General features: G+C 61.3%; 25 protein-coding genes and 1 tRNA gene. 16 read left to right on the forward strand and 10 right to left on the reverse strand.

Annotated elements, in window-relative coordinates; all coding sequences use genetic code 11:
- Positions 1–160: 160 nt before the first annotated feature.
- Positions 161–2,017: an SLC13 family permease gene (locus tag Q1A52_RS10590; protein WP_300014584.1), complete on the forward strand. Its 1,857-nt coding sequence runs from the start codon at positions 161–163 to the stop codon at positions 2,015–2,017.
- A 118-nt stretch (positions 2,018–2,135) separates the two neighbouring features.
- The gene (locus tag Q1A52_RS10595; protein WP_300014587.1) at positions 2,136–3,464 is read left to right on the forward strand and encodes a c-type cytochrome; all 1,329 of its coding nucleotides are present in this window, start codon (positions 2,136–2,138) and stop codon (positions 3,462–3,464) included.
- Positions 3,465–3,684: 220 nt separating this feature from the next.
- On the opposite strand, the gene Q1A52_RS10600 is transcribed toward Q1A52_RS10595, so the two are convergent.
- From Q1A52_RS10600 to Q1A52_RS10620, 5 genes are all read right to left on the reverse strand, one after another.
- Positions 3,685–3,759 (reverse strand) — tRNA-Glu (locus tag Q1A52_RS10600).
- 84 nt (positions 3,760–3,843) lie between these two features.
- Positions 3,844–5,589, reverse strand: coding sequence for a single-stranded-DNA-specific exonuclease RecJ (gene recJ, locus Q1A52_RS10605; RefSeq protein ID WP_300014589.1), 1,746 nt, complete (start codon positions 5,587–5,589; stop codon positions 3,844–3,846).
- 48 nt (positions 5,590–5,637) lie between these two features.
- The gene (glpX, locus tag Q1A52_RS10610; protein ID WP_300014592.1) at positions 5,638–6,603 is read right to left on the reverse strand and encodes a class II fructose-bisphosphatase; all 966 of its coding nucleotides are present in this window, start codon (positions 6,601–6,603) and stop codon (positions 5,638–5,640) included.
- A gap of 69 nt (positions 6,604–6,672) precedes the next feature.
- The gene (locus tag Q1A52_RS10615; RefSeq protein WP_300014596.1) at positions 6,673–7,959 is read right to left on the reverse strand and encodes a homoserine dehydrogenase; all 1,287 of its coding nucleotides are present in this window, start codon (positions 7,957–7,959) and stop codon (positions 6,673–6,675) included.
- Between the two features lie 85 nt (positions 7,960–8,044).
- Positions 8,045–8,329 carry a hypothetical protein gene (locus tag Q1A52_RS10620; RefSeq protein WP_300014598.1) on the reverse strand — a complete coding sequence of 95 codons (285 nt, stop codon included), beginning with the start codon at positions 8,327–8,329 and terminating at the stop codon, positions 8,045–8,047.
- Between the two features lie 97 nt (positions 8,330–8,426).
- Between Q1A52_RS10620 and Q1A52_RS10625 the strand changes: the two genes are divergently transcribed.
- Positions 8,427–9,029: a TetR/AcrR family transcriptional regulator gene (locus Q1A52_RS10625; protein ID WP_300014601.1), complete on the forward strand. Its 603-nt coding sequence runs from the start codon at positions 8,427–8,429 to the stop codon at positions 9,027–9,029.
- Between the two features lie 115 nt (positions 9,030–9,144).
- Positions 9,145–9,354 (forward strand): hypothetical protein, encoded by a 210-nt coding sequence (locus tag Q1A52_RS10630; protein WP_300014604.1) that lies wholly within the window; start codon positions 9,145–9,147, stop codon positions 9,352–9,354.
- Positions 9,355–9,358: 4 nt separating this feature from the next.
- Here the strand turns inward: Q1A52_RS10630 and Q1A52_RS10635 are convergent, their stop codons facing one another.
- Entirely contained in the window at positions 9,359–10,522 is a 1,164-nt protein-coding gene (locus tag Q1A52_RS10635) for a reductive dehalogenase domain-containing protein (protein ID WP_300014607.1), read from the reverse strand.
- Positions 10,523–10,636: 114 nt separating this feature from the next.
- On the opposite strand from Q1A52_RS10635, the gene Q1A52_RS10640 reads away from it, so the two are divergent.
- The gene (locus Q1A52_RS10640) at positions 10,637–11,581 is read left to right on the forward strand and encodes an NAD(P)-dependent oxidoreductase (protein ID WP_300014610.1); all 945 of its coding nucleotides are present in this window, start codon (positions 10,637–10,639) and stop codon (positions 11,579–11,581) included.
- A 53-nt stretch (positions 11,582–11,634) separates the two neighbouring features.
- Here Q1A52_RS10640 and serS read toward each other — a convergent pair whose 3' ends face one another.
- Positions 11,635–12,927: a serine--tRNA ligase gene (gene serS / locus Q1A52_RS10645; RefSeq protein ID WP_300014613.1), complete on the reverse strand. Its 1,293-nt coding sequence runs from the start codon at positions 12,925–12,927 to the stop codon at positions 11,635–11,637.
- A 76-nt stretch (positions 12,928–13,003) separates the two neighbouring features.
- Complete coding sequence (locus Q1A52_RS10650; RefSeq protein ID WP_300014616.1) at positions 13,004–13,771, reverse strand: trypsin-like peptidase domain-containing protein; 768 nt, start codon at positions 13,769–13,771, stop codon at positions 13,004–13,006.
- A 206-nt stretch (positions 13,772–13,977) separates the two neighbouring features.
- Between Q1A52_RS10650 and yajC the strand changes: the two genes are divergently transcribed.
- Genes yajC through Q1A52_RS10700 form a run of 10 tightly spaced genes read left to right on the forward strand, consistent with a single transcriptional unit; the run spans position 13,978 to position 20,852 of the window.
- Positions 13,978–14,256: a preprotein translocase subunit YajC gene (gene yajC, locus Q1A52_RS10655; RefSeq protein WP_300014619.1), complete on the forward strand. Its 279-nt coding sequence runs from the start codon at positions 13,978–13,980 to the stop codon at positions 14,254–14,256.
- A gap of 34 nt (positions 14,257–14,290) precedes the next feature.
- Positions 14,291–15,952: a protein translocase subunit SecD gene (secD, locus tag Q1A52_RS10660; RefSeq protein ID WP_300014623.1), complete on the forward strand. Its 1,662-nt coding sequence runs from the start codon at positions 14,291–14,293 to the stop codon at positions 15,950–15,952.
- Position 15,953: 1 nt separating this feature from the next.
- Positions 15,954–16,922 carry a protein translocase subunit SecF gene (secF, locus tag Q1A52_RS10665; protein ID WP_300014627.1) on the forward strand — a complete coding sequence of 323 codons (969 nt, stop codon included), beginning with the start codon at positions 15,954–15,956 and terminating at the stop codon, positions 16,920–16,922.
- Entirely contained in the window at positions 16,915–17,667 is a 753-nt protein-coding gene (locus Q1A52_RS10670; protein WP_300014630.1) for a sulfite exporter TauE/SafE family protein, read from the forward strand. The genes secF and Q1A52_RS10670 overlap by 8 nt, the downstream gene beginning before the upstream one ends.
- Positions 17,668–17,676: 9 nt before the next feature.
- Positions 17,677–18,030 carry an Mth938-like domain-containing protein gene (locus Q1A52_RS10675; protein WP_300014633.1) on the forward strand — a complete coding sequence of 118 codons (354 nt, stop codon included), beginning with the start codon at positions 17,677–17,679 and terminating at the stop codon, positions 18,028–18,030.
- 41 nt (positions 18,031–18,071) lie between these two features.
- Positions 18,072–18,689, forward strand: coding sequence for a heme ABC exporter ATP-binding protein CcmA (ccmA, locus tag Q1A52_RS10680; RefSeq protein WP_300014636.1), 618 nt, complete (start codon positions 18,072–18,074; stop codon positions 18,687–18,689).
- The gene (ccmB, locus tag Q1A52_RS10685) at positions 18,686–19,342 is read left to right on the forward strand and encodes a heme exporter protein CcmB (RefSeq protein WP_300014639.1); all 657 of its coding nucleotides are present in this window, start codon (positions 18,686–18,688) and stop codon (positions 19,340–19,342) included. The genes ccmA and ccmB overlap by 4 nt, the downstream gene beginning before the upstream one ends.
- A gap of 52 nt (positions 19,343–19,394) precedes the next feature.
- Positions 19,395–20,162 carry a heme ABC transporter permease gene (locus Q1A52_RS10690; protein ID WP_300014642.1) on the forward strand — a complete coding sequence of 256 codons (768 nt, stop codon included), beginning with the start codon at positions 19,395–19,397 and terminating at the stop codon, positions 20,160–20,162.
- Positions 20,162–20,317, forward strand: coding sequence for a heme exporter protein CcmD (gene ccmD, locus Q1A52_RS10695; protein WP_300014645.1), 156 nt, complete (start codon positions 20,162–20,164; stop codon positions 20,315–20,317). Before Q1A52_RS10690 ends, ccmD begins: the two co-directional genes overlap by 1 nt.
- Positions 20,310–20,852 carry a DsbE family thiol:disulfide interchange protein gene (locus Q1A52_RS10700; RefSeq protein WP_300014648.1) on the forward strand — a complete coding sequence of 181 codons (543 nt, stop codon included), beginning with the start codon at positions 20,310–20,312 and terminating at the stop codon, positions 20,850–20,852. The genes ccmD and Q1A52_RS10700 overlap by 8 nt, the downstream gene beginning before the upstream one ends.
- 49 nt (positions 20,853–20,901) lie before the next feature.
- Here Q1A52_RS10700 and Q1A52_RS10705 read toward each other — a convergent pair whose 3' ends face one another.
- Positions 20,902–21,786, reverse strand: a complete 885-nt coding sequence (locus Q1A52_RS10705) for a DMT family transporter (protein WP_300014983.1) — start codon at positions 21,784–21,786, stop codon at positions 20,902–20,904.
- Between the two features lie 314 nt (positions 21,787–22,100).
- Here Q1A52_RS10705 and Q1A52_RS10710 point away from each other — a divergent pair, with 314 nt between their 5' ends.
- Positions 22,101–22,385: a hypothetical protein gene (locus Q1A52_RS10710; RefSeq protein WP_300014651.1), complete on the forward strand. Its 285-nt coding sequence runs from the start codon at positions 22,101–22,103 to the stop codon at positions 22,383–22,385.
- Between the two features lie 100 nt (positions 22,386–22,485).
- Here Q1A52_RS10710 and acnA read toward each other — a convergent pair whose 3' ends face one another.
- Positions 22,486–25,176, reverse strand: a complete 2,691-nt coding sequence (gene acnA / locus Q1A52_RS10715) for an aconitate hydratase AcnA (protein ID WP_300014654.1) — start codon at positions 25,174–25,176, stop codon at positions 22,486–22,488.
- Positions 25,177–25,358: the final 182 nt, after the last annotated feature.

The raw sequence follows: 25,358 nt of genomic DNA on the forward strand, positions 1-25,358 counted from the left end.
GGAACTGCGGATGCGCCTGAAAAGACCTCCTATCTGGAGAAAGAGGGTCTGACGTGCGCTGACACTCCATGTTCTGACGGATTGTTGCGTGTGCAGTCTTCTGGCAGTAACAATTGAAAACGGGGGGCGTGACTTGGAAAATATCAGTCTTACTTTTGAAATGTCAGTGGTTCTTGGTCTGCTGGCATTCACGGTCTTCTTGTTTGTCTCTGAAATTGTCCGAATAGACCTGGCCGCGATCATGGTCATGGTCTTGCTGGGTCTGCTCAGTCAATTGCCCGGTCTCGGATCGCTGGCGGACGTCAGCAACCTGTTCAACGGCCTCGCCTCCAACGCGGTTGTCTCGATCATTGCGGTGATGATCATCGGCGCGGGGTTGGACAAAACCGGCTTGATGAGCAAGGTGGCTTCCCTGATCCTGAAACACGGTGGGAAAACAGAAACCAGGATCATCCCGATTGTCTCCGGCACGGTCGGCGTGATTTCCTCCTTCATGCAGAATGTGGGGGCCGCCGCTCTTTTCCTGCCCGTGGTTAGCCGGATTTCGGTACGCACAGAACTGCCGCTCAGCCGCTTGCTGATGCCTATGGGATTCTGCGCCATTCTGGGCGGGACGATGACAATGGTGGGCTCCTCACCGTTGATCCTGCTGAATGATTTGCTGTTAAGCGCCAATCAATCGCTGCCCGCGGACCAGCAGATGGCGACCTTCAGCCTGTTTTCCGTAACGCCCGTAGGCATCTGCCTTGTTGCGACAGGTATCCTCTATTTCACACTTTTGGGTCGCTGGGTTCTGCCAAAGGGCAGGAAGACCGGGGACGGTACCAGCGGCCAGTCCCTGAAGGATTATCTGAAAAACATATATGGTCTGAAGACTGACATTTTTGAGATCTCGATCCCAGAAGGGCATGATTGTGTGGGCGAAACCTTCGATGACGTGATGCAACGCTACCACGTCTACATCATCGGCAGCGCCTATCAGGGCAAGCGCTGGTTTGCGCCCGTCATCCAGACGCAGATCACCGCCCCCTGTCGCATTGCCGTGCTTGGGCGCGAGAAGGTCATTCACCGCATGGTCGAAGAAGGCGGGTACATCCTGCACAACGCCCTGGAGGTATTTGCCGAGGATTACGCCGCCACTAAATCCGGGGTGGCCGAAATGGTCGTGCCGCCCGGCTCTTCGGTTATCGGCAAATGCGCGCATGATCTGGTCTTTCGCAAGACCTATGGGGCCAGCCTTCTGGCCATTCACCGCGATGAAGAAACGATGAGTTACGTGGAGACAGAAGACCACGCCCCGACGGCCGTGGGGGAAGTCCCGTTTCACGCAGGGGACACCCTGGTCATCCACAGCACCTGGGAAGCCTTGACCCGGCTGACGCGCGACCGGGATTTCGTGGTGGTCACCACGGATTTCCCCCAGGAGGAACTGCGCCCCAAGAAAGTCGGGTGGGCGCTGCTGTTCTTCATCATCTCGATATCCCTGATCCTCTTCACGGATCTGCGCCTGTCTTTATGCCTGCTGACCGGGGCGGTGGGCATGATCCTGACGGGTGTGCTGGACATCGACGATGCCTATGAGGCCGTTAGCTGGAGCACCGTTTTCCTTTTGGCCAGCCTGATCCCGCTTGGGCAGGCGGTGCAGACAACAGGCACGGCGGCCTGGATTGCCGATCAGATCCTGTCCCTGCTGAACGGCTGGCCGCTCTGGTCCCTGCAGGCCGGGGTTGCGGTGCTTGCCACGGTGTTCACGCTGATCATGTCGAATGTCGGGGCGACGGTGTTGCTGGTGCCCTTGGCGGTTTCAATCGCTGTGGCGGCAGGGGGAGATCCGGCCATTTTTGCCCTGACCGTCGCGATATCGACGTCAAATTCCTTTCTCATTCCTACCCATCAGGTCAACGCCCTGATCATGGGGCCAGCGGGCTACCGGGTGACGGACTTCATCAAAAGCGGCGGCGTCATGACGATCCTGTTTCTCGTTGTGTCGTTGCTGGTCATGAATGTTGTGTTCTGACGCGGCCAGTCTGCTTGGCCGAGCCGGTGAATCGACGAGGCGCGGTTTGGGCTGCTAGGGTGCGATGCAATTGACGCGTGAAACTTGGCCCGGAACGGAAAAGGCGGCGCATGCAGGTATGAAAAACGCAAGAGTGACGCGCGCAGCCGGACGGCTGCTGTTATGGACGTTTTGCCTTGCTTTTGGCATCGGTCCAAATCTGCTTTTGGCGCAAGACTCATTCATCCTTGAAGGGCACGGCGGGCCGGTTAAAGGCATCAGCGTGCGCGCTGATGGAGCCATTCTGACGGCCAGCTTTGATAATTCTGTGGGCCTGTGGCAGGACGGCGTCCCAATCTGGTTGGAAGGGCACGAGGCTGCGGTGAATACCGTTGCCCCGGTGGCTGGGGGCAGGGTGGTATCCGGTGGTGACGACTACTCTGTGCGCCTCTGGGACCCGAGGGATGGGTCGATGCGTGAGCTTGGCCGGCACAGCGCCAAGGTCATCCGTCTCGCCGTTTCGCCTGACGGCACGCGGGTTGCTTCTGCAAGCTGGGATAGGACCGTGCGCATCTGGTCTCTGGAGGGTGGCGCGCCCGTCGAACTAGCAGGCCACGTAAATACAGTCAGTGACGTTGCTTTCTCCGCTGATGGCGGTCAGGTCTATACGGCTTCAGCGGATGGGACCATCAGGCTCTGGGATGCGCGTACTGGTGAGTTTCTTCGACGTCTTGTGCAACATGGGTTCGGGATCAATGCCCTGCTGGTCGCGCCGGACGACAGTTGGCTCGCCTATGGGGCGGTCGATGGTGGCACCCGGGTGGTCGCTTTGCCAGAAGCAACGGAAATCGGTGACTTCACAGCGGACAGGCGGCCCATTCTGGCCATGGCTTACCAGTCGGACATTGGGCGGATCGCCGTGGGGGATGCCCAGGGCTACATCATGATGATCGATAGCCGCGCCTGGCGGATTGCGGAAGATTTTCGCGCAACGGCCTCCGGACCGGTCTGGGCTTTGGCTTTCTCACCGGATGGTCGGAACATTCACGCCGGGGGGATCACGGATGCGGTGTACAGCTGGCCAACTGACGGTCTGTCCGAGGCCACCCATATGACGGGCACTGAACGGTCCTTCCTGAAAGATCCGAAAGAGATGTCCAACGGGGAGCGCCAGTTCCAACGCAAATGCTCCATTTGCCACACGCTGGAGCCGGACGGAAAGCGCCGGGCGGGGCCGTCATTGCACGGGCTCTTTGGCCGATCCGCAGGCAGTGTCGCCGGATACGCTTACTCGGCAACGCTTGCGGAGGCGCAGATCGTCTGGAGCGAGGAGACAATTGACCAGTTGTTCGATCTTGGTCCCGATCACTACATCCCGGGATCAAAGATGCCCATGCAGCGGATCACGAAAGCACAGGATCGCGAAGACCTGATCAGCTTTCTTCAGATGGCAACAATTCCGGATTGAAGGTTTGCAGTGACGACCCGAAATCTGCGGATGCTGGCGAGCGCGTTCCTACGCGCGGGTTCACTCTCAAACGGCCTGCGCAAGGATTGACCTGTCGCCTTCATTTGCAGCACAACCATAACGCCTCGGGAGATCTCCGCCCTGAATTGCGCACAAATTCATAGGTGCAACTGCTGATCAATTCGGTTTGTTCTTCGAAATCTTTGTCTGAGGGGGAAAGTGGCAGCCCGTAGGGGAATCGAACCCCTCTTTCCAGGTTGAAAACCTGGCGTCCTAACCGATAGACGAACGGGCCACTTGGTCGTGAGCGGTTGATTAGGCAATCCGCGCCCGGCGCGCAAGCGGAAATTTCGCGTCTGACAAAGAAACTTTGCCGCAGTCAGCGTGCAACCGGTGCGGCGTCTTCAAGCCGTAACTGAACGCTTTGCCGCCCACGCCATGTGTTGATGTCCAGCCGTCCGGCGAGGTGAAAACGCGCGCCGCCGTGGTTTTCCAGAGCCGGGCCCAGAGGGCTGTCAAAAGCCCCGAAACAAATGGCGTCAAGGGGGGCGGCACCCTGCTCGCCAAAGCTGATCTTGAGGTGGTTCTCGCCGACGCGCTTGGCAAAGCGGATCGCCATGTCGGCAAAGACATAGCGCGGCGCGGGGGCGCTGGCCCCGAACGGGCCCGCCTGTTCAATCAGCTCCGACAGCTCAACCGTGGCAGCAGCGGGCATGAGCAACCCGTCGAGCTTCAGATCCGCAGCACCCGCCAGATGCGCGCCTTGCTTTTCCAAAAGCTCTGTCAGCCGCGCCATGGCCTCTTCCAGCTTGTCTTCGGCGACCGTCAGGCCCGCTGCCATCTTGTGACCGCCGCCTTTCAACAGATATCCTTCGCTGGTCAGCCGCTGGATCGGCTGGCCAAGATCAATGCCCGATATGGACCGTCCGGAGCCTTTGCCGATGCCGTCTTCCAGCCCAATCACGATGCTGGGGCGCCCGGAGGCTTCCTTGAGCCGCGAGGCCACGATCCCCACCACACCTGGGTGCCAGCCGGGGCCTGCCGCCCAGACCAGCGCCTTGTCCAGACCCCTGGTTTCCGCCTGCGCCAGCGCAGCCGCGCGCACGCTCGCTTCGATATCGCGCCGTTCGGTGTTTAACGCGTCCAGGCGCTCCGCCAGAGCTGTCGCCTCATGCGGATCATCCGTGGCCAGAAGTCGCGCGCCCAGATCGGCGGCCCCGATGCGCCCACCGGCGTTGACCCGAGGTCCCAGCAGGAAGCCAAGGTGGTAGGCCGTGGGGGCGGTATCCATCCGCGCCACATCCGACAAGGCCGCCAGGCCGACCCGTGCGCGCCGGGCCATGACACGCAGGCCCTGCCGGACAAAGGCGCGGTTTACACCAACAAGCGGTGCTACATCTGCCACCGTGGCCAGGGCAACGAGATCCAGCATCCCCATCAGATCCGGGCCGGACTGCCCCGCGCTGCGCAGCTGACGACCAAGTTCTACCAGCAGCAGAAACACCACGCCCGCCGCGCAGAGATGCGCCAGATCGCTAATTTCATCCTGCCGGTTGGGGTTCACCACGGCGCAGGCATCGGGCAGCGTTTCAGTTCCCAGGTGATGATCGAGCACCATGACATCCGCCCCCACAGCCGCGGCGATGGGGCCATGGGAGAGGGTGCCGCAATCAACGCAGACAATCAGATCATGCGTGCGGGCGAGGTCCGCCATCGCCTCTTCGTTGGGGCCATAGCCTTCGTCGATCCGGTCGGGAATGTAGAGCGTAGCCTGCCGCCCCATCTGCCGCAGCCAGACCAGCAGCAGGGCAGCGGATGCACCGCCGTCTACGTCATAATCGGCAAAGATCGCGATTTTCTCTTTGCGCTGAACAGCCTGCAGGAACCGCGACGCCGCTTTTTCCATGTCCTTCAAAGCATGGGGGTCCGGCAACAGATCGCGCAACGATGGGGCGAGGAATCCCTTGGCGTCGGCAGGGGCAACGGCCCGCCGCGCCAGCACCTGTGCCACAGCATCGGGCAGGTCACTTTGCTGGGCGATGGCTTCGGCAGCACGAGAGATGTCAACGGGCGGACCGATCCAACGCCGCCCGGTCAGGCTCTGCTCTACGCCGAGAAAACTCACTGCGTCTCCTCCCTCAAGAGCGCAGGCACCAGCGCCACTGCGGAGGTCTCAGGCCTCAACTGGTGTGCGGTAGTTGATTCGGCGAACGGACCCGGTCTTGGACCGCATGATCAGCGTTTCGGTTGTCATCCAGCCGGGTTCGCGTTTGACGGCGGGCAGGATGTTGCCATCGGTCACGCCGGTGGCGGCAAAGATCACGTCTTCGGTCACCATGTCGTCGCGGCTGTAGATGCGGTCGAAATCGGTGATCCCGGCCTTGCTGGCGCGGCCTTTTTCGTCGTCGTTGCGAAAGAGCAGGCGGCCGTACATCTGCCCGCCCATACATTTCAGCGCTGCGGCGGCGAGTACACCTTCGGGCGCGCCGCCCGCGCCCATATACATGTCGATGCCGGTGCCCGGCTCCGCGCAATGCATGACACCGGCAACGTCACCATCGGTGATCAGGCGGATGGAAGCGCCGGTCTTGCGCACCTCGGCAATCATCTCCTCGTGCCGGGGACGTTCCAGAATGCACAGCGTGATGTCAGAGGCGCTGCAACCCTTGGCCTTGGCCAGGGCCGCGACCCGTTCGGCGGGGCTCATGTCGAGCGTGACCACATCCTGTGCATAGCCCGGCCCGATGGCGAGCTTGTCCATATAGACATCGGGCGCGTGCAGCATGGAGCCACGCGGGCCCATGGCGATGACGGTGAGCGCGTTGGGCATGTCCTTTGCGGTCAGCGTGGTGCCTTCCAGCGGATCGAGCGCGATGTCCACGCCGGGGCCATTGCCGGTGCCAACCTCTTCGCCGATGTAGAGCATCGGGGCCTCGTCCCGCTCGCCTTCGCCGATCACGACAACGCCCGCGATATCCAGCATGTTGAGCTGCTCGCGCATGGCGTTGACCGCCGCCTGGTCGGCAGCTTTTTCATCACCGTTTCCCACCAGCCGAGCAGAGGCCAGCGCTGCCGCTTCTGACACGCGGGCAAGGCCAAGTGAAAGCATACGGTCCTGAAATTGAGCGTTGGCTGGCATGAAACTGTCCTTCTTGGGCATTAATTATGGGTAGGTGTATCGTTTGAGCGTGAGGCGTACAACCGCCGGTCAGACCGCTTCGATGCGCAGAGCGACGGGCGCACCGGAGAGCACATTGGTGGTTTCCATGGCCGCCAGCGCCGCGTTCAGGGCATCGGGCGTGGTCTTGTGGGTCACGATCAGCACCGGCGCCGAGGTGTCGTCATGGCCGTACTGGCGCATCCGATCAATGGAGACGCCGGCGTCGCCCAGTACCGTGGCGATCTTGGCCAGCGCGCCAGGTTTATCCTCAAGCGACATGCGCAGGTAATAGGGTGCGGGCAGTTCCGCACGGGCCGGGTTTGCCGTTGTCAGGTTGTCGGCGGGCAGGCCAAAGACCGGTCCGCGCCATCCCTTGGCGATATCGCAGACGTCGGCCATGACCGCGCTGGCAGTGGGGCCTTCGCCCGCCCCGGGACCACGCAGGACGATCTGGCCCACGGCGTCGCCGTCCAACACCACCATGTTGGTGCCGCCCTCCAATTGCCCCAGCGGCGAGGTATCGGGCACGAGGCAGGGCTGCATGCGCTGCTCCAGCCCGCGCCCGGTTTTCTGCGCCACGCCCAGCAATTTGATCTTGTACCCCATGTCGGCAGCGGCGTGGATGTCATTGATGCTCACCCGGTCGATGCCTTCCAGCGTGATACCGTCGAAATTCACCTTGGTGCCGAAGGCCAGCGAGGCAAGAATGGCCAGCTTATGCGCCGCGTCGATACCGCCCACGTCCAGCTGCGGATCGGCCTCCAGATAGCCCAGCCCGTCAGCCTCGGCAAAGACCTCTTCATAGCTGAGGCCCGCGCTCTCCATCCGGGTCAGGATGTAGTTGCACGAGCCGTTCATCACCCCCATGACCCGGGTGATCTCGTTCCCGGCAAGCCCCTCCGTCAGCGATTTGATGACCGGAATGCCGCCTGCCACCGCGGCCTCATAGCGCAAGACACGCCCGGCCCCTTCGGCCTGTTCCGCCAGCGCCTGACCGTGGATCGCCAGCAGGGCCTTGTTGGCGGTCACCACGTCCTTGCCCGCCGCCAACGCTGCCTCGACGGCTTGCTTGGCAGGGCCTTCATCGCCTCCGATCAGTTCGACAAAGACATCCACGTCATCGCGCGTCGCCAGATCGACTGGGTCATTTTCCCAGGCGTAGTGGTCCAGTGGCACGCCGCGATCCTTGGCCCGGTCGCGGGCAGAGACGGCGGAAATGACGATCTCTCGCCCGCTGCGCGCGGCCAGCAGGGCGGCGTGTTGCCGAATGATGCGCAGAACGCCGATCCCAACCGTGCCCAGACCAGCAATTCCAAGACGCAGCGGCGCAGACATAACGGCAATTCCTTTGATTTTCAGGGCGAAGCGGTTGTTTTTCGCCATGTAGCGGGTTCGGCAGCGACGTGCAACGCGCTTGGTGCTATTGCACTTCATCCTCCAGCCGGTTCCGTTCCTCTCCGCTGAGCACCGATCCGCGCAGCCCTGCGGCGCGCGCCTGCAGGCCGCTGACCCGCGCTTCAAGCTGCGATTGTGTCTCCTCGGTCTTGCTCTGCCGCGCCTCGGTCGAGGTCAGCAAGGGATCAAAGGGAATCAGGTCCGGAAAATCCGCCTCTCGCGCGGCCTGTCCCGTTGCGTCTTCGATCTCAGGAAACTGCACGCAGCCGACAACACCGAGGATGAGGATCAGGAAGGCGGCAAGGCGCATAAAGGAGCTCCGGTTGGTCGCAATTGTTGTGCCTCAAGCGCCCGACGCGCGCAAGGAGGGTTTGTTTTGAACATTTGTTCAGATATCCTTGGCCATCATGGCTCGTACCGCAGGTTCACATTCAGACATTACCGGCCCGCGCGTGCGCGCGGCAGCGCTAAAGCTCTTTGCACGTCAGGGCTTTGCGGCGGTTTCCATGCGCGAAATCGCGCGCGAGGTCGGGGTGCAGGTCGGCGCGCTCTACAACTATACCCCAGACAAGCAAAGCCTGCTTTTTGATCTGATGAAGAGCCACCTGGACGCTCTGCTGGCCGCGTTTCGGGACGACGCCGATGCAGATCCGGTGGCGCGGTTGAAACACCTTGTGCAGTTTCACATCCACTTCCACCATGATCGGCCAGACGCGGTGTTCATCGCCTATATGGAATTGCGCAACCTGACGCCCGCAAATTTCGCGCAGATCGAAACCCTGCGCCGGGCCTATGAGGACCGGCTGGAGGCCATATTGCGGGCAGGTGTGATCACCGGTGATTTTGCCGTGGACGATACCAAGATCGCGACGCGCGCGGTGATTGCCATGCTGACCGGCATTAACACGTGGTTCCGCGCGGATGGCAGGTTGTCGCTGGACGATGTCACCGCACAGTATTGGCAGATGGTGTCCAAGGCGGTGTCAGCATCGGACGGGTCGAGCCCATAGCGCAAATCATCACGTTATGTGATGTATATCATGCCATATATTCGTTTTCATTATTTTCTGTGCGCCCCTATATCCTCAGAGGCCCCATAGCGGGCTCGGCTGAAAGGAGGCTCAGATGGTTTACGAAACAGCGATTGAAGAACGTCACAGCCCACTGCGGAGTGTCACCCATACACTCTTGCTTCTGGCAACAGGCGTATTTCTTGGCATCATGCTGGCAGAGCTACGTGATGTTGCGATGGACAGCGATGCGCGCGCAACCTTCCAGGCACAACCGATTGCAGGTGAAGACTGGCACGGCAACGTGCGCCGGTCAGTCCCCTGAGGGTTCAGGGGGCGGACCACCATGCGCCCGGTTTTTTCCGCCCCCCACGACCTCGATCGAACCAGAGCGCCACGCGCCTGAGCGGAGACAGCGCAAGGCGCAGCCACAGCCGGTGATGCCATTTGCGAAAGTCCCGGTTGAACGGACAGACCCGCAGGCAGATCGCGCAGTCCGAGGCCAGCTTGGCCCAGAACCCAAAGCACTTCTCTGCGTCGGATGTCCATTTGCGCACGCCCTTGAGGGCGGAGATATTGGTACCCCCAACTTCCGGCGGACCAAAGGGTAGGGCCTTTACCGGGCAGGCCTCGGCGCATTTGGTGCAGATGTCGCAAAATGCCCGGACGCCCTGCGGTTTGGGGCTGTCATGCGCCAGAGGCAGCGACGTGAAAATCTTCGAAAACCGCAGCCGCGGCCCGAATTGCGGGGTGATCACCATCTGGTTACGCGCATATTCCCCCAGCCCCGCCTGGAGCGCATAGGGAATCACCAGCGCCGTGTCGTTCATCGACGGAACGGCCTCATACCCGAGATTACGGATGTAGGCGGCCAGCTGCATCACGGTTGCGGCCTCCTGACTGTAAGCGCGCCCGGTGGCCGCACCAGCGGTCGCTGCGGGGTAGGTATCAACCAGATCTGCATCCATCTCATGGCCCAGCACGATCACAGACGTAATCCCCTCGGGCAGGTTGTTCGGTGCGTCAGACAGATCACGCGTGTCGATGCGGGTGCTGTAGTGCCAGCGCGAATCAACCCCGGTAATTCCGCATAAGTCTGCTTTAAAAAAGCGCGCTACCTTTTTGATCTCACGCGACATCTCGTTCGAATCCGTAACCTTGAGGGCCACAGGAGCGACGGGTGTATCGGCGCTGATCGGTGCCTGAAATCCTTCGCGGCGCCCTTGATCGGCAAAGCGGTCCGTCATCACATCCGAGATCAGCCAGGACGCATTGCGCAGCGCAAAGTCCCGCTGACCAAACCCGTCGCCCCGGCGCGGGGTCGCCTCCATCCGGTAGGAGGCGAAAAACGCATCCGACCGCGCGCAGCGCACGGCGGGATCCCAGAACGCCCGGGTGAAAATGTCATTGCGCTGCGCAAAGGGTTCAAACCCGTCGGTCACGTCGATCCCGGCGGCCTTGTCAGAGACGTCGCTGTGCAACTCCTTTACCATCCTCTCAGGGTACGCCGCGAAATTCATCGGTCAATCGTAAAGGTCGCAAACAGGCGCGACCATGGCGGCCGGGGTTCGCAGGCTGCCCGAAACACGATTGTCAGGGAGTGCGACATGAAGATTGGTTTTATCGGGCTGGGCAATGTCGGTAGCAAGCTTTGCGGCTCGCTGATCCGCAACAAGATGGATGTGCAGGTCTTTGATCTCAATGCGGAATTAGTGGCGGCGAAGGTGACCCAGGGGGCCGCAGATGGCCAGAGCCCCGCGCGGATGATGCAGGCCTGCGATGCCGTGATCACCTGCCTGCCGTCGCCTGCCGCCTCCGCCGCGGTGCTCGACGAGATGTTGCCGCACGTCGCACCCGGAAAAGTCTGGATGGAAATGTCGACAACAGACGCCGCCGAGGTCAAACGGCTGGGCGCGCTGGTCATGGCTCAAGGGGGCGCGGCGGTCGACTGTCCTGTCTCGGGCGGATGCCACCGCGCGGACACCGGCAACATCTCGATCTACGCAGGCTGTGACCGTGCCACCTTCGACCGCGTGCTGCCCGTCCTGACGTGCATGGGGCGCCGTATCCTGCACGTGGGCGAGATCGGAAATGCCAGCGTTCTCAAAGTGATGACCAACTATCTTGCAACGGCCAACCTGCTGACCCTGTGCGAGGCGCTCACGGTCATGAAAGCCGCAGGAATGGACATGGGCACCACCTACGAGGCGATTGCGATGTCTTCAGGCACCTCCTTCGTGCATGAAACCGAAAGCCAGCTGATCCTGTCGGGATCCCGCGACGTGAACTTCACCATGGACCTGGTGCAAAAGGACATCGGGCTCTTCCAAAAACTGGCCGATGTACATGGGGTCCCGCTGGAACTGTCCCCCAAGGTGATCGAGATGATGGCGGATGGGCAGGCGCGCTACGGTGCCCGCGCGCAGTCCGACCGGATGATCGAACGGCTGGAAGAGGCAACCGGGCTTGAGATCCGCGCCCCCGGGTTCCCGCTGGAGCTGATCGATGACGAACCCGAAGCGCGCGGCTACGAGGTCACCCCCAACCGCTGATTTTCATTGTTCTATCAATATGCCGGGGTTTGGGGCAGCGCCCCAAGCCTGTCTCACACCAGCTGACCTTCGGGGGTCAGCGTAGTCTTGCCGCCAAGATAGGGCGCCAGCACATCGGGCAAGACAACCGAGCCATCCTCCTGCTGACCGTTTTCCAGCACAGCAATCAGACACCGTCCGACCGCAAGACCCGACCCGTTCAGCGTATGAACGAACCGGGGCTTGCCGCCATCCGCCGGTTTGTACCGTGCATTCATCCGCCGCGCCTGGAAATCGCCGGTGGTGGAGACCGATGAAATCTCGCGATAGCTGTCCTGACCGGGCAACCACGCCTCGATGTCATAGGTCCGCTTGGCGCCAAACCCCATGTCACCGGTGCAGAGGATCACGGTGCGGTAGGGGATGCCCAACCGTTCCAGAATATCCTCAGCACAGCGCAGCATGCGCTTTTGCTCTGCATCTGATTGATCGGGCAGGGTGATGGACACCATTTCCACTTTTTCGAACTGGTGCTGGCGCAGCATGCCCGCCGTGTCACGGCCGGCGCTGCCCGCCTCGGACCGGAAACACAACGTGTGGGCCGTCATCCGGCGCGGCAGGTCCGCCTCGTCCAACACGTCGCCCGCCACCGAATAGGTCAGCGTGATCTCGGAGGTGGAAATCAGCCACATATCCTCCGTCGTCTTGTAGCTGTCTTCGGCAAATTTCGGCAGCTTGTCAGTGCCATACATCGCCTCATCCCGCACCAGCACCGGGCAGTTCACTTCCGTCAGCCCGTTATGATCCACATGGGTGTCGATCATGAATTGCGCCAGCGCCCGGTGGATGCGCGCCACGGCACCCTTGAGCATGACGAACCGCGCGCCCGAGGTCTTGGCAGCAGTTTCGAAATCCATCGACGCGGCAACCCCGGCGATCTCGTAGTGCTCCTTGGGTGCGAAACCGAAAGCGGGGACATCGCCCCAACGGTTCACTTCGACATTATCCTCTTCATCCGCACCGTCCGGCACATCGGCCGCGGGCAGATTGGCGATCCAGGCCAGTTTCTCGGTCAGCTGAGCATCAAGCTCCTTGGCTTCCGCCTGCATGGCGGCGACTTCGGCCTTTTTCTCACCGACAAGAGCGCGGAGACGCTCGAACTCCGCATCGTTGCCAGCGGCTTTCGCAGCGCCAACTTCCTTAGAGGCTTTGTTCTGATCCGCCTGTGCGGTTTCTGCGGCACTGATCTTGGCCCGACGCGCCTCGTCCAGCGCCAACAGCGCGGCAGACGCGGGCGCCTCTCCCCGGCGCGCCAGGGCGGCGTCAAAAGCATCGGGGTTTTCACGGATGGCACGAATATCATGCATGTCGGCAGTCCTTGATCTGAGTCGTCTCTTATTGCTGCTTATGACCGATCTTGGTGCGGTCCGTAACCATGAGATTTCACTGTCCGGGCGCCACTTTAGTGGCGCGCGCATCCGCCCGTTCCCACGCGTCTTCCCAGTGGTCAGTGATCCAGTCGTCAACTGGAACCGCCAGCGTCGTCGGGTTTTCGCTGCCAATGCGCCCCACGATCACGCCGACGAGATGCCAGTCGCCATCAACTTGCGCCAGAACCGGACCTCCGGAGTTGCCACTCACGACTTCGCAATCGATGACGATCACATCGTGGTCATCTTCCGGGATCACAGGGCAGTTGAACCGACCGGCAAGCCGTTCCTTCCCACCACGGTTGTAGCCCATCAAGGCCAGAGGTCCGCTGATCTGCCGGTCCGGCTGGAACAGGGGGAGCGGGGTGACCAGATCTGCGGGCAAGGGCGTGTCCAGCCGCAGAACCGCCACATCGTATTTGAACCGGGTGTTTCCTTTTGCAAACGGGTAGGCGGGATGCACATCCCTTTGCACAGAGCCGCGATAGATCGTGGCAGCATCTTGTGTTTTTCCCAAAATGAAGTGGCGCTGACGTGTCCGTTTTGCTGTACCACCTGCGCAATGCGCTGCCGTCAGCACGAGATCGGGCGCGATCAGCGTGCCCGTGCAGGTCGCCGATTTTTCGGGGCTGGTGCTATTAATCCCCCCAACGGCCAACCAAAGCGCGCGCTCTGCCGGATCCAGAGCAGGCAGGGGGGCCGCAAGGAGGGGCGCGGCAAACCCGATTGCGCAGGCTAGGATTCCTCCCAGAATTGCGCTGGTTTCTGTCCCGTTTGCCATATGATCTCCCAAACCTCGTATCGCGTCACAATGGCCTGAATTGCCGGGCGCGCCAAGGGGGCGGTGACAGGCAGGATGGTGCCGGTCAGGGTCAAGCAGTATTGTGCAAAGCCTCCCTTGCAAAGCGCCGTGTGAGCCCATAGGTTCCGCCAAAATTCGCGACCTGCTTAACGCGTTGTCGCGCCCCACCCGGAAGGACCATTTTCATGGAAGCGTTCGCGCAATTTGTGCCCCTCATCCTGATCTTTGCGATCATGTATTTCCTGCTGATCCGCCCGCAGCAGAAAAAAGTCAAAGAGCATCAGGCGATGGTGGCCGCGCTGCGCCGTGGGGATCAGGTGGTGACCCAGGGCGGGATCGTCGGCAAGGTGGCCAAGGTCAAGGACGACGGCGAGCTGGAACTGGAAATCGCCGAGGGCGTGAAAGTGCGCGTTGTGCAATCTACCATTGCGACCGTTGTCTCCAAGACCGAACCGGCGAAGTAACAACGCCTCCTGACGCGTTCGAAAAGGCGTAGACATGCTGCAAATCGATCTTTGGAAGCGGATCACCATCTGGCTGACCTGTGCGGTGGGCCTGTGGCTTGCGATGCCCAACGCCTTCTACACGAATGTTGAAAAACACAACGACGCGGTTCAGGCCATCGAACTGGGTGCCACCACTCTGGAAAATCTGGCGGATCAGGCGCGCTGGCCGGATTGGATGCCCTCGGGGCTGGTCAACCTCGGGCTCGATCTGCGCGGCGGCGCGCATCTGCTGGCGGAAGTGCAGGTCGAGGATGTCTACGCCGCACGGATGCAAGCGGCCTGGCCGGAAATCCGCGACAGCTTGCGCCCGGAGCGGTCAACGGTGGGCACGATCCGGCTGCAGCCCTCAGCCGATGATGAGGTGCGGGTACGCATCAGTCAGCCGGAGGGTATGCAGCGCGCGTTGCAGATCGTACGCGGACTGGCACGCCCTGTGCAGACCCTGACCGGGGTGGGTGCCAATGACATTGAGGTCCGGGCAGAGAACGACCTGATCATCGTCACCTTATCGGAGGCTGAAAAGCTCGCGACCGACGAACGCACCGTTCAGCAAAGCCTCGAAATCATTCGTCGCCGTATCGACGAGGTCGGCACCCGCGAACCAACAATCCAGCGGCAGGGTGCGGACCGTATCCTCATCCAGGTGCCCGGTATCGGGTCAGCGGGCGAGTTGAAAGAGATCATCGGCACCACGGCGCAGCTGACCTTCAACCCGGTGGTGACGCGCGGTACGAACCCTGATGCCTCTGCCGGGATCGGCAATAAAATCGTGCCGTCTTTGGATGAACCCGGCGTTTTCTACACCATCGAAGCGGCGCCCGTCGTGACGGGCGAGGAACTGGTGGACGCGCAGCCTGCGTTTGATCAGAACGGTCGCCCGGCGGTGAACTTCCGGTTCAACACCTCTGGCGCGCGTAAGTTCGGCGATTACACGGCGGAGAACATCGGATCGCCCTTTGCCATCATCCTTGACGACGAAGTGGTCAGCGCCCCGACGATCCAGAGCCATATTCCGGGCGGGTCCGGCATCATCACCGGGCGCTTCACCGTGGAGGAATCGACCAATCTCGCAGTGCTGCTGCGGGCAGGGGCCCTGCCTGCGGGGCTTGAATTCCTCGAAGAGCGCACGATCGGTCCGGAACTGGGGCAGGACAGCATCGACGCGGGCAAGGTCGCGACCATCGTGGCCTTCAGCGCCGTGCTGGTCTTCATGTTCCTCAGCTATGGGCTCTTCGGCATCTTTGCCAATATCGCGCTGATCATCAACATCGGGCTGATCTTTGGGCTGCTGAGCCTCATCGGTGCCACGCTGACCCTACCTGGGATCGCGGGCATCGTTCTGACAGTCGGGATGGCGGTGGATGCCAACGTGCTGATCTTCGAGCGGATTCGTGAAGAATTGAAGACCTCGAAAGGTCCCGCGCGGGCCATTGAGTTGGGATATGAAAAGGCGCTTAGCGCCATTCTTGACGCCAATATCACCACCTTCATCACCGCCACGATCCTCTTTGCCATGGGCTCTGGCCCGGTACGCGGCTTTGCGATCACACTGGGTCTGGGTATTCTGACCTCCGTTTTCACTGCGATCTTCGTCACGCGTCTGCTTGTGGTGATGTGGTTCGAACGTCGTCGCCCCAAAACGATCGAGATTTGATATGCGCCTGAAACTGGTCAAACAAAACACGAATTTCGATTTCTTCAAACGCTGGAAGCTCTGGCTGGGCATCTCCGGCCTGATGATGGTGGTGGCCTTTGCCTCCTTCATGATCCAGGGACTGAACTTCGGTATCGACTTCCGGGGTGGTACGACGATCCGCACGGAAAGCCCGCTGCCCGTGGAAATCGGTGTCTACCGCGATGCCATTGCCGTGCTGGAGTTGGGCGATGTCACAATCACCGAGGTTTTCGATCCCACGTTCGAGGCAGACCAGAACGTGGCCATGATCCGCATTCAGGCGCAGGACGGACAAGAAGCGGTGACGACCGACGTGATTGCCTCCGTGCAGGAGGCGCTGAGAACGGTGCGGCCGGATATCAAATTCGTTTCCGTCGAATCCGTCGGACCAAAAGTATCCGGTGAATTGATCCAGACGGCGGCGATTGCCGTCGTGCTCGCCATCGGGGCGGTGCTGATCTACATCTGGCTGCGTTTCGAGTGGCAGTTTGCCCTGGGCGCGGTGCTGGCGCTGGTGCATGACGTGATCCTGACCATCGGGGTCTTTTCCGAACTGCAGATCCGTTTTGATCTCGCGATCATTGCCGCCTTGCTGACCATCGTGGGCTATTCGCTCAACGATACAGTGGTGGTCTTCGACCGAGTGCGGGAGAACCTGCGCAAATACAAGAAACGGCCGTTGAACGAGGTACTGAACATCTCCATCAACGAAACCCTCAGCCGGACATTCATGACCTCGGTGACCACGCTGCTGGCGCTGATCGCGCTGTTTGTGCTGGGCGGCGACGTGATCCGCGGCTTTGTCTTCGCGATGATCTGGGGCGTGATTGTGGGTACGTATTCCTCCATCTTCGTGGCCTCTGCCGCACTTCTCTATCTGGGCGTGAAACGCGATTGGTCCAAGCCGGACGCCAATTCCGGCAACCAATACGCGGGCATTGATGCTTGAGGCGCTTTCAGGCGTTACCGATACAGGCGGGCTGATCTGGCTGACACTGGGCGTTCTCGCCGCCGGCATGGTGCGGGGCTTTGCGGGATTCGGCAGCGGCATGATCATCATGCCCGTGGCGGCCTCCGTCCTCTCCCCCGTTGAGGCTGTGATCTTCATGATGATGGCGGAACTGGTCGGCCCCCTGCCGAACCTGCCTGCCGCCTGGCGGGACGGCGCGCCGCGCGATGTCGGGCGGCTGATGCTGGGCGCGACACTGACCATCCCCGTGGGCGTCTTTTGCCTGTCGCATATGGATGCCACCTTCTTCGGCTGGGTGGTGTCGATCTGTGTGGCGGTCCTGCTGGTGCTGGTCATGTCCGGCTGGCGCTACAAGGGCGTGCTGACCCGCCCCATGACCGTTGCAACCGGAGGTTTGGGCGGTTTCATGGGGGGATTTGCCGGGGTGCCGGGCCCCCCGGTGATCATGCTCTACATGTCCAGCCGCCTGCCGATTGCGGTCATCCGGGCGAATTTCCTGCTCTACCTGCTGGCGATTGATTTCGTGATGATCGCGGTGTTCTTCGCGCTGGACCTGTTTGTCTGGAAAATCGCGTTGCTGGGGCTGCTGGCGGGCATCCCGAATGTGGTGGCCAATATGATCGGCGCCCGGTTGTTCGATCCAACGGCAGAGCTTCTTTTTCGCCGGGTGGCCTACCTCATCATTGCGACATCGGCTATTCTTGGGCTGCCGATCTGGAGCTAGGAGACGGGCATGCGCCTGAACGAGATATCTTTTACAGATGCCAAACCGATCGAGGGATACGGGGCAGGGTTCTTTCGCATCGGCGGCGAGGTCTTCCAGGGCCCGGTGATCGCCGGACCCACCGGCACGTTTGGGTGGCAGGGGTACGAGGATGTCGATGCACTCCTGGCCCTGAAGGACGAGATTGACGTGCTTTTTGTCGGCACCGGGGCCGAGACCGCGCATCTGCCCTCCGATGTCCGTGCGACGCTGGAAGAGGCGGGTATGGGCGTCGAGGTTATGGCCTCACCTGCTGCCTGTCGGACGTACAACGTGCTGCTGAGCGAAGGCCGCCGCATCGCGCTGGCGCTGATCCCGGTTTGAACGGGCTTTTGGTTGCGCGGGCAATCGGTTAACGCTGTCTCATGACATTGATGATCCGTGATCTTTGCGTGGCGCGCGGCGGGCTGCCGGTTCTGCAAGGGCTGAGCTTCACGCTTGCGCCGGGGCAGGCGCTGATCCTGCGCGGGCCCAATGGATCGGGCAAAACGACCCTGTTGCGCACCCTGGCCGGGCTGCAACCGCCGCTTGCCGGGCAGATTGACGGCACCGAGGAGCAGATCGCTTATGCTGCGCATTCCGACGGGCTCAAGGCCATGCTTTCCGTACGGGAGAACCTGACTTTCTGGGCCGATGTGTTCGGGCAACCGGACATTGTGCCTGCGCTCGATGCCTTCGCTCTGAGGCCACTGATCGACCGGCTGGCAGGTACGCTGTCGGCGGGGCAGAAACGCAGGCTGGGGCTCGCGCGGATGCTGGTGACCGGACGGCCCATCTGGATGCTGGATGAACCGACCGTCTCGCTCGACGTGGACGCCGTGGCGCAATTTGCCGCCGCCGTGCGCGCCCATCTGAGGGCTGGGGGCGCAGCGCTGATCGCCACCCATATCGACCTTGGGCTGGAGGCCGATGTGCTGGACGTCACGCCCTTCCGCGCGACACAGGACACGCGCGCGGGCGCCAGTGACGAGGCGTTCCTATGACAGCGCTGCTGCGTCGCGATCTGAAACTGGCGATACGGGCTGGCGGCGGCTTTGGCCTTGGGCTTGCGTTTTTCCTGATCGTGACGGTGCTGGTGCCCTTTGGCGTGGGCCCGCAGTCGGAGCTTTTGTCGCGCATCGCGCCGGGCATTCTGTGGCTTGGTGCCTTGCTGGCCTGCCTCCTGTCGTTGGACCGTCTGCTGGCGCTCGACTGGGAAGACGGCACGCTCGACCTGCTCGCCACCTCGCCACTGCCGCTGGAGGCCGCGCTCAGCGTCAAGGCGCTGGCCCATTGGATCACCACCGGGTTGCCGCTGGTGCTGGCAGCACCGGTGCTGGGCATCCTGTTGAACCTCCCTGCGGCAGGGTACGGCTGGCTCGTTCTGTCCCTGCTGCTCGGGACACCTGCCCTGTCTGTCATTGGCACCTTTGGGGCGGCGCTGACCGTGGGCGTGAAACGGGGCGGGCTGCTGATGTCGCTGCTGGTGCTGCCGCTCTATGTGCCGACGCTGATTTTTGGCGCAGAGGTGGCGCGCCGCGGCGCCACGGGCATGGATCCGGTGACGCCCTTGCTGATGCTGGCGGGGATCAGCGCCGGGGTGATTGCCATCATGCCCTTTGCGTCCGCGGCCGCGCTGCGGGTGAACTTGCGGTGAACGGGACCATTTGCCCATTGAGCCAAAACACCGAAAGGCTTAGATCAGTGCCATGTCCATGACCGAAGACACAGCCACACCCAAACGCCCCTCCGGCTTTTGGAGCTATGCAAACCCGGTGAAGTTTCTGGGCCTGAGTGAACGGGTACTGCCCGCGGTTTGGGCACTGGCGGCGATTTCGCTGGTTGTCGGCCTGATCTGGGGTTTCTTTTTTACGCCGAACGCCGACAAGTTTGAATCGACCGTCAAGATCATCTACCTGCATGTGCCCTCTGCCATGATGGCGATCAACGTCTGGGTCATGATGCTGGTCACCTCGCTGATCTGGCTGATCCGGCGGCACCATGTGAGTGCATTGGCCGCCAAGGCCGCCGCACCGGTGGGCGTTGTGATGACGCTGATCGCGCTCTGTACGGGCGCGATATGGGGTCAGCCGATGTGGGGCACGTGGTGGGCGTGGGACCCGCGCCTGACCTCCTTCCTGATCCTGTTCCTGTTCTATCTGGGCTACATCGCGCTCTGGGAAGCCATTGAGGACCCGGACACCGCCGCTGACCTCACCTCCGTACTGTGCCTTGTGGGGTCGGTCTTTGCGGTGCTGTCGCGCTACGCGGTGAACTTCTGGAACCAGGGGTTGCACCAGGGGGCGTCGCTGAGCCTCGACAAGGAAGAGAACGTGGCAGACGTCTTTTACTTCCCGCTGCTGGTCTGTATCGCGGGGTTTGTGCTGCTCTTCCTTGCGCTTGTACTCTATCGCACAGGCACCGAAATCCGCCTGCGCCGGACCCGCGCACTGCAAGCCCGGGAGGCGCGTCTGTGATGCCCGATCTTGGCAAATACGCGGATGCGGTGCTGTCCGCTTACGGGGTCTCTATCGTGTTGCTGGTTCTGCTGATCGCGTTGAGCCTGCGTCAGGGTCGCCGCGCCCGACGCGCGCTGCAGGACGTGGAGAAGAGGAGCAAGCCCGATGCCTAAAGTCTCGCCCCTGATGATCGCCCCGCCGCTGATCTTTGCAGGGTTCGTTGCCCTCGCAGGCATTGGCATGTTCCGTGACAATCCCAATGATCTGCCCTCCACGATGATCGGCCAGGCGGCGCCTGCGATCACCAGTGATGTGCTGGGCGACTATCCCGGCGTCACGCCCGAGGCGATGGCCACGGGCGAGGTGACGCTGGTGAATTTCTGGGCCAGCTGGTGCCCACCGTGTCGGGCGGAACACCCCAACCTCCTGCGCATGGCGGCAGAGGGCATGCCGATCATTGGCGTGAACTTCAAGGATCAGGCAGGTACCGCCACGCGCTATCTGGACGATGATGGTAACCCCTTTGAAGCGGTGGCCTTCGATCCGCAGGGCCGCACGGCCATCGACTGGGGTGTGACCGCGCCGCCGGAAACCTTCATACTGGATGCCGAGGGCACCGTGCTCTTCCGCTTTGCTGGCCCGCTGATTGGTAGCGATTATGAGCAGCGGTTTCTGCCGGAACTGGAAAAGGCACGCGCGGCGCAGTAAGCCGCCGCACTGCCTTTGAGCGCACAGGGTGTCACCGCGCGTTCAGATGTCAGGATGGCGCGTCTGCCTTTTTCCCCCGCCACAGGATAAAGAGACCCGACACAACGATCACGGCTGAGCCGAGCAGCATTGAAAAACTCAACTGCTCGCCAAAGAAGACCACACCGAAGCCCACACCGAACAGCAGTCTGACGTATCTGAAGGGCGTCACGGCAGAAACTTCGCCAGTGCGCATCGCCTTCATCAGGCAGCTATAGGCCGCAACGCCGGCCAGAACCGCGCCTGCCAGAAAAAGAGATGTCCGGGCCGTTGGAATCACAAACGGCTGTGCCTGCCATGCCGAAAAAATCACACCGGCGACGACGACAGACAGAAATCCATATAGTCCGAGGATCGGGGTGCTGAGTGACGCGGGCGCGGCCCGGCTGGCCAGATCGCGCCCGGCAAATCCGATCATGCCGACAATGGCCAGAACCGACAGCATGGAGAAGCTTTCCGTGCCCGGCTGCACGATGATCACGACCCCGACCAGCCCAATGAGAATGGCCGCCCATCTGCGCCATCCGACCTTTTCACCAAAGACCAGCGCCGCGCCTGCAACCACGACCAGCGGCGTTGCCTGCAGGATCACGGTCGCCGAGGACAAGGGCGTAAGCGAAATGGCGAGGATATAGAAAAGCCGCCCGACAATTTCAAAGAGCACGCGAATGCGCATCGGGCGCGATACGACGTCGGGGGTGAACAGCGGCTCTCTTTGATGCATGGCCAGACAGGCGAACAGAAAGGCACCGCCCAGGCCGAATATAATCAGGATTTGCCCCACCGGCAGCACGTCGGAGGCTGCCTTCACAAAGGCATCCTCGACCGTGAAAGCCGCCATTGAGGCGATCATCCAGATGCTGCCGATCAGGTTGGCCCTGTTATCCGTTGCGATGGCGGTAATGGTAAGGAATCCCGTTCTGTCAGCGCGTGCGTGCCCGTGACCGCTATCCCACTGAGCGGTCGTGGTCTAGAGTTCCAGCCCTCATTTTTCCTTGTTGCTGAGAGGGTTGGAATGCCAACTTCCATACCCGCTGAGCTGTCAAAAGGGGGATTTGACCAACAGCGTGCCGTCGATGAGCGCCAGATTTGGCACCCTTACATGTCGCCACGCGCGCTGAAATCGCTGTTCTTAATCATGATTTAAGTCAGCCGAAGCTATTGCATGGAAGAGTGCTACCATAGACGCCTTAATAGAAAGCCTGTCCCATGACGCGTGTCAAAAATCTCTATCTCGGTCTGGCAGCCGTGCTCTTCGCCGGTGTTGCACAGGCGCAGACCGTGCAGGAACCGCCACGCTTTGACGGCAGTCGCTCGGCTGCCTCCTCATCAAGGGTCGTTGATCCGTCAGACCCTCAGCGCGCTGTACAGTCTCAGGGTGGCACACTGTCCAGAACCCTTGTGGGAGAGGCCATCCTGGAAGCGGCGCGGGAAGAGGGCCGGTACTTCATCGAAGAGCGCCGACAGCAGGCCGCGCAGCCTGACAGCGACTAGGGATTTGATGGTTCAGGGCCTTGACCTGCTGCCTCCATCACAATGAAAAAAGGCCCCGGAGGAGATCCGGAGCCTTCTTTGAGTTTATCAGAACGGACAATCAGGCCGCTTCTTGGGCGAGGTTGCGCAAAACGTAGTGCAGCACGCCGCCATGTTCGATGTATTCGATCTCGATCGCGGTATCGATCCGGCACTTCAGCGTTATTTCTTTCACTGAACCGTCCGCCATGGTGATGGTGCAGGGCACTTCCTGCAGCGGCTTGATGGTGTCCAGACCGGCAATGGAGACGGTTTCTTCCCCGGTCAGGCCCAGCGACTTGCGTGTATCGCCGCCGGTGAATTCAAAGGGGATCACGCCCATGCCCACGAGGTTGGAGCGGTGGATACGCTCAAAGCTCTCCGCGATCACTGCCTTGACGCCCAGCAGCGCGGTCCCCTTGGCAGCCCAGTCACGGGAAGACCCCGCACCATATTGCTCACCACCAAAGACGACCAGCGGTGTGCCCGCTTCCTGATAGGCCATCGCGGCGTCGTAGATCGACGTCTGGTCGCCATCGGGACCCTTGGTGTAGCCGCCCTCGACCCCGTCCAGCATCTCGTTCTTGATTCGGATGTTGGCGAAAGTGCCGCGCATCATCACCTCGTGGTTGCCGCGCCGTGAGCCGTAAGAGTTGAACTCGCGCACTGGTACCTGACGTTCGATCAGATATTGACCGGCCGGGGTGCTATCCTTGAAGGAACCGGCAGGGGAGATGTGGTCTGTCGTGATCATGTCGCCCAGCACGGCAAGCACCTTGGCATTGTCGATGTTGCTGATGGTGCCCGGTTCTTTACCCATGCCCTGGAAGTAAGGCGGGTTCTGCACATAAGTCGAAGACACTGGCCAGTCATAAACCTTGCTATCCGTTGTGCTGACGTCCTGCCATTTCTCGTCGCCTTTGAAGACATCGGCGTATTTGGTCAGGAAGGCGTCGCGCGTTACGGTCGCCTCGACCAGTTCGGCAATCTCTTGGCTGGACGGCCAGATGTCTTTCAGGAAGACGTCATTGCCGTCCTGATCCTGGCCCAGGGGCTCCGTGGTGAGGTCAATGTCGAGGGTGCCTGCCAGCGCATAGGCCACGACCAGCGGCGGCGAGGCGAGGTAGTTGGCGCGCACGTCCGGGCTGATCCGCCCTTCGAAGTTGCGGTTGCCCGAGAGCACGGAGGTGGCCACGAGGTCCCCTTCGGCAATGGCATCGGACAGCTCTTTCTGGATCGGGCCAGAGTTGCCGATGCAGGTGGTACAGCCGTAACCCACGAGGTTGAACCCGATCTTGTCGAGATCTTCCTGCAGACCTGCGGCCTCCAGATAGGCGGAGACCACTTGGCTTCCAGGCGCCAATGAAGTCTTGACCCATGGTTGGCGGTTCAGGCCCAATGCCGCTGCCTTGCGGGCTACGAGGCCCGCGCCGATCATCACGTAAGGATTGGAGGTGTTGGTGCAGGAGGTGATCGAGGCGATCACGACCTTGCCGCTTTCCATGGTGTAGTCTTCGCCCGCGACTGCAACCTCCTTGCCCATCGGGCGTTTGAAAGTCTCTTCCATTTCGCGCAGGAAGGCGGCCTTGGCCTGGTCCAGTGCAACGTAGTCTTGGGGGCGTTTTGGGCCGGAGATGGCAGGCACGATGGTGCCCATGTCGAGGTGCAGCGTGTCGGTGTAGACCGGGCTGTAGTCCGCGCCGCGCCAGAAACCGTTTTCCTTGGCGTAGGCTTCGACCAGTGCCACGCGGTCTTCATCCCGGCCAGTATTGCGCAGGTAGCGCAGCGTTTCCGCGTCAATCGGGAAGAAACCACAGGTGGCTCCATACTCAGGCGCCATGTTGGCGATGGTTGCGCGATCAGCAAGCGGCAGGCGATCAAGGCCCTCGCCGTAGAATTCCACGAACTTGCCAACCACGCCCTTGGCGCGCAGCATCTCGACGACCTTCAGCACCAGGTCAGTGCCAGTGGTGCCTTCCATCATCGTGCCGGTCAGCTCAAAGCCAACAACCTCGGGGATCAGCATGGAAATTGGCTGCCCCAGCATCGCGGCTTCGGCCTCGATCCCGCCGACGCCCCAGCCCAGAACGGCTGCACCATTGACCATGGTGGTGTGGCTGTCGGTGCCGACAAGCGTATCAGGGTAGGCAACCTCCGCCCCATTCTGATCGGTGTCGGTCCAGACGGTCTGGGCGAGGTATTCCAGGTTCACCTGGTGGCAGATGCCGGTGCCGGGGGGCACCACGCGGAAGTTGTTGAACGCTTTCTGACCCCATTTGAGGAAGGTATAGCGCTCCATATTACGTTCGTATTCACGGTCCACGTTCATCTGGAACGCGCGCGGGTTGCCAAACTCATCGATCATGACCGAGTGGTCGATGACCAGATCGACCGGGTTCAGCGGGTTGATCTTCTCGGCATCACCACCCAGGCTGATGATCGCGTCGCGCATCGCGGCGAGATCGACAACCGCCGGCACACCGGTGAAATCCTGCAACAGCACGCGGGCAGGGCGGTAGGCAATCTCGCGGGGGTTCTTGCCGCCCTTTTGCGCCCATTCGGCAAAGGCCTTGATGTCGTCGGTTGTGACCGTCTTGCCATCCTCGAACCGCAGCATGTTTTCCAGCACCACTTTCAGAGCGGCGGGCAGGTTTGCGAAGTCCCCCAGACCGGCCTCCGTCGCGGCAGGAATGGAGTAATAATCGACGCTTTGCGCGCCAACACTCAGGGTTTTGCGGGTTTTGGAAATGTCGTGACCAACGGTAATGGGCATAAGGGGTGTCCTCTGGCTTGGGCTGGATCATGTCTTGGGTTGCGCGTTCAATGCCCTATGGAGCAAGGCAGTTCAACTCAAATCCACCCGGTTGGTTGAAAATTGTATACCATTGTGTACCGTTTCAAGGAAATTTACCTCGCAATCTCTCAAGAAACCTTGATTGGTCATTACAGTCGGGA

The organism is uncultured Roseobacter sp., assembly GCF_947488185.1.
Lineage (GTDB): Bacteria > Pseudomonadota > Alphaproteobacteria > Rhodobacterales > Rhodobacteraceae > Roseobacter.

Excerpts from the sequence above, each read along its gene's own strand:
- yajC (WP_300014619.1), top strand. The coding sequence starts at position 13,978 with ATGGAAGCGTTCGCGCAATTTGTGCCCCTCATCCTGATCTTTGCGATC.
- acnA (WP_300014654.1), bottom strand. The coding sequence starts at position 25,176 with ATGCCCATTACCGTTGGTCACGACATTTCCAAAACCCGCAAAACCCTG.
- Q1A52_RS10615 (WP_300014596.1), bottom strand. The coding sequence starts at position 7,959 with ATGTCTGCGCCGCTGCGTCTTGGAATTGCTGGTCTGGGCACGGTTGGG.
- Q1A52_RS10630 (WP_300014604.1), top strand. The coding sequence starts at position 9,145 with ATGGTTTACGAAACAGCGATTGAAGAACGTCACAGCCCACTGCGGAGT.
- ccmA (WP_300014636.1), top strand. The coding sequence starts at position 18,072 with ATGACATTGATGATCCGTGATCTTTGCGTGGCGCGCGGCGGGCTGCCG.
- Q1A52_RS10635 (WP_300014607.1), bottom strand. The coding sequence starts at position 10,522 with ATGGTAAAGGAGTTGCACAGCGACGTCTCTGACAAGGCCGCCGGGATC.
- Q1A52_RS10595 (WP_300014587.1), top strand. The coding sequence starts at position 2,136 with ATGAAAAACGCAAGAGTGACGCGCGCAGCCGGACGGCTGCTGTTATGG.
- Q1A52_RS10650 (WP_300014616.1), bottom strand. The coding sequence starts at position 13,771 with ATGGCAAACGGGACAGAAACCAGCGCAATTCTGGGAGGAATCCTAGCC.
- ccmB (WP_300014639.1), top strand. The coding sequence starts at position 18,686 with ATGACAGCGCTGCTGCGTCGCGATCTGAAACTGGCGATACGGGCTGGC.
- Q1A52_RS10640 (WP_300014610.1), top strand. The coding sequence starts at position 10,637 with ATGAAGATTGGTTTTATCGGGCTGGGCAATGTCGGTAGCAAGCTTTGC.
- serS (WP_300014613.1), bottom strand. The coding sequence starts at position 12,927 with ATGCATGATATTCGTGCCATCCGTGAAAACCCCGATGCTTTTGACGCC.
- secF (WP_300014627.1), top strand. The coding sequence starts at position 15,954 with ATGCGCCTGAAACTGGTCAAACAAAACACGAATTTCGATTTCTTCAAA.
- Q1A52_RS10700 (WP_300014648.1), top strand. The coding sequence starts at position 20,310 with ATGCCTAAAGTCTCGCCCCTGATGATCGCCCCGCCGCTGATCTTTGCA.
- Q1A52_RS10625 (WP_300014601.1), top strand. The coding sequence starts at position 8,427 with ATGGCTCGTACCGCAGGTTCACATTCAGACATTACCGGCCCGCGCGTG.
- Q1A52_RS10670 (WP_300014630.1), top strand. The coding sequence starts at position 16,915 with ATGCTTGAGGCGCTTTCAGGCGTTACCGATACAGGCGGGCTGATCTGG.
- Q1A52_RS10590 (WP_300014584.1), top strand. The coding sequence starts at position 161 with ATGTCAGTGGTTCTTGGTCTGCTGGCATTCACGGTCTTCTTGTTTGTC.
- Q1A52_RS10620 (WP_300014598.1), bottom strand. The coding sequence starts at position 8,329 with ATGCGCCTTGCCGCCTTCCTGATCCTCATCCTCGGTGTTGTCGGCTGC.
- Q1A52_RS10690 (WP_300014642.1), top strand. The coding sequence starts at position 19,395 with ATGTCCATGACCGAAGACACAGCCACACCCAAACGCCCCTCCGGCTTT.
- Q1A52_RS10710 (WP_300014651.1), top strand. The coding sequence starts at position 22,101 with ATGACGCGTGTCAAAAATCTCTATCTCGGTCTGGCAGCCGTGCTCTTC.
- Q1A52_RS10675 (WP_300014633.1), top strand. The coding sequence starts at position 17,677 with ATGCGCCTGAACGAGATATCTTTTACAGATGCCAAACCGATCGAGGGA.
- glpX (WP_300014592.1), bottom strand. The coding sequence starts at position 6,603 with ATGCCAGCCAACGCTCAATTTCAGGACCGTATGCTTTCACTTGGCCTT.
- secD (WP_300014623.1), top strand. The coding sequence starts at position 14,291 with ATGCTGCAAATCGATCTTTGGAAGCGGATCACCATCTGGCTGACCTGT.
- ccmD (WP_300014645.1), top strand. The coding sequence starts at position 20,162 with ATGCCCGATCTTGGCAAATACGCGGATGCGGTGCTGTCCGCTTACGGG.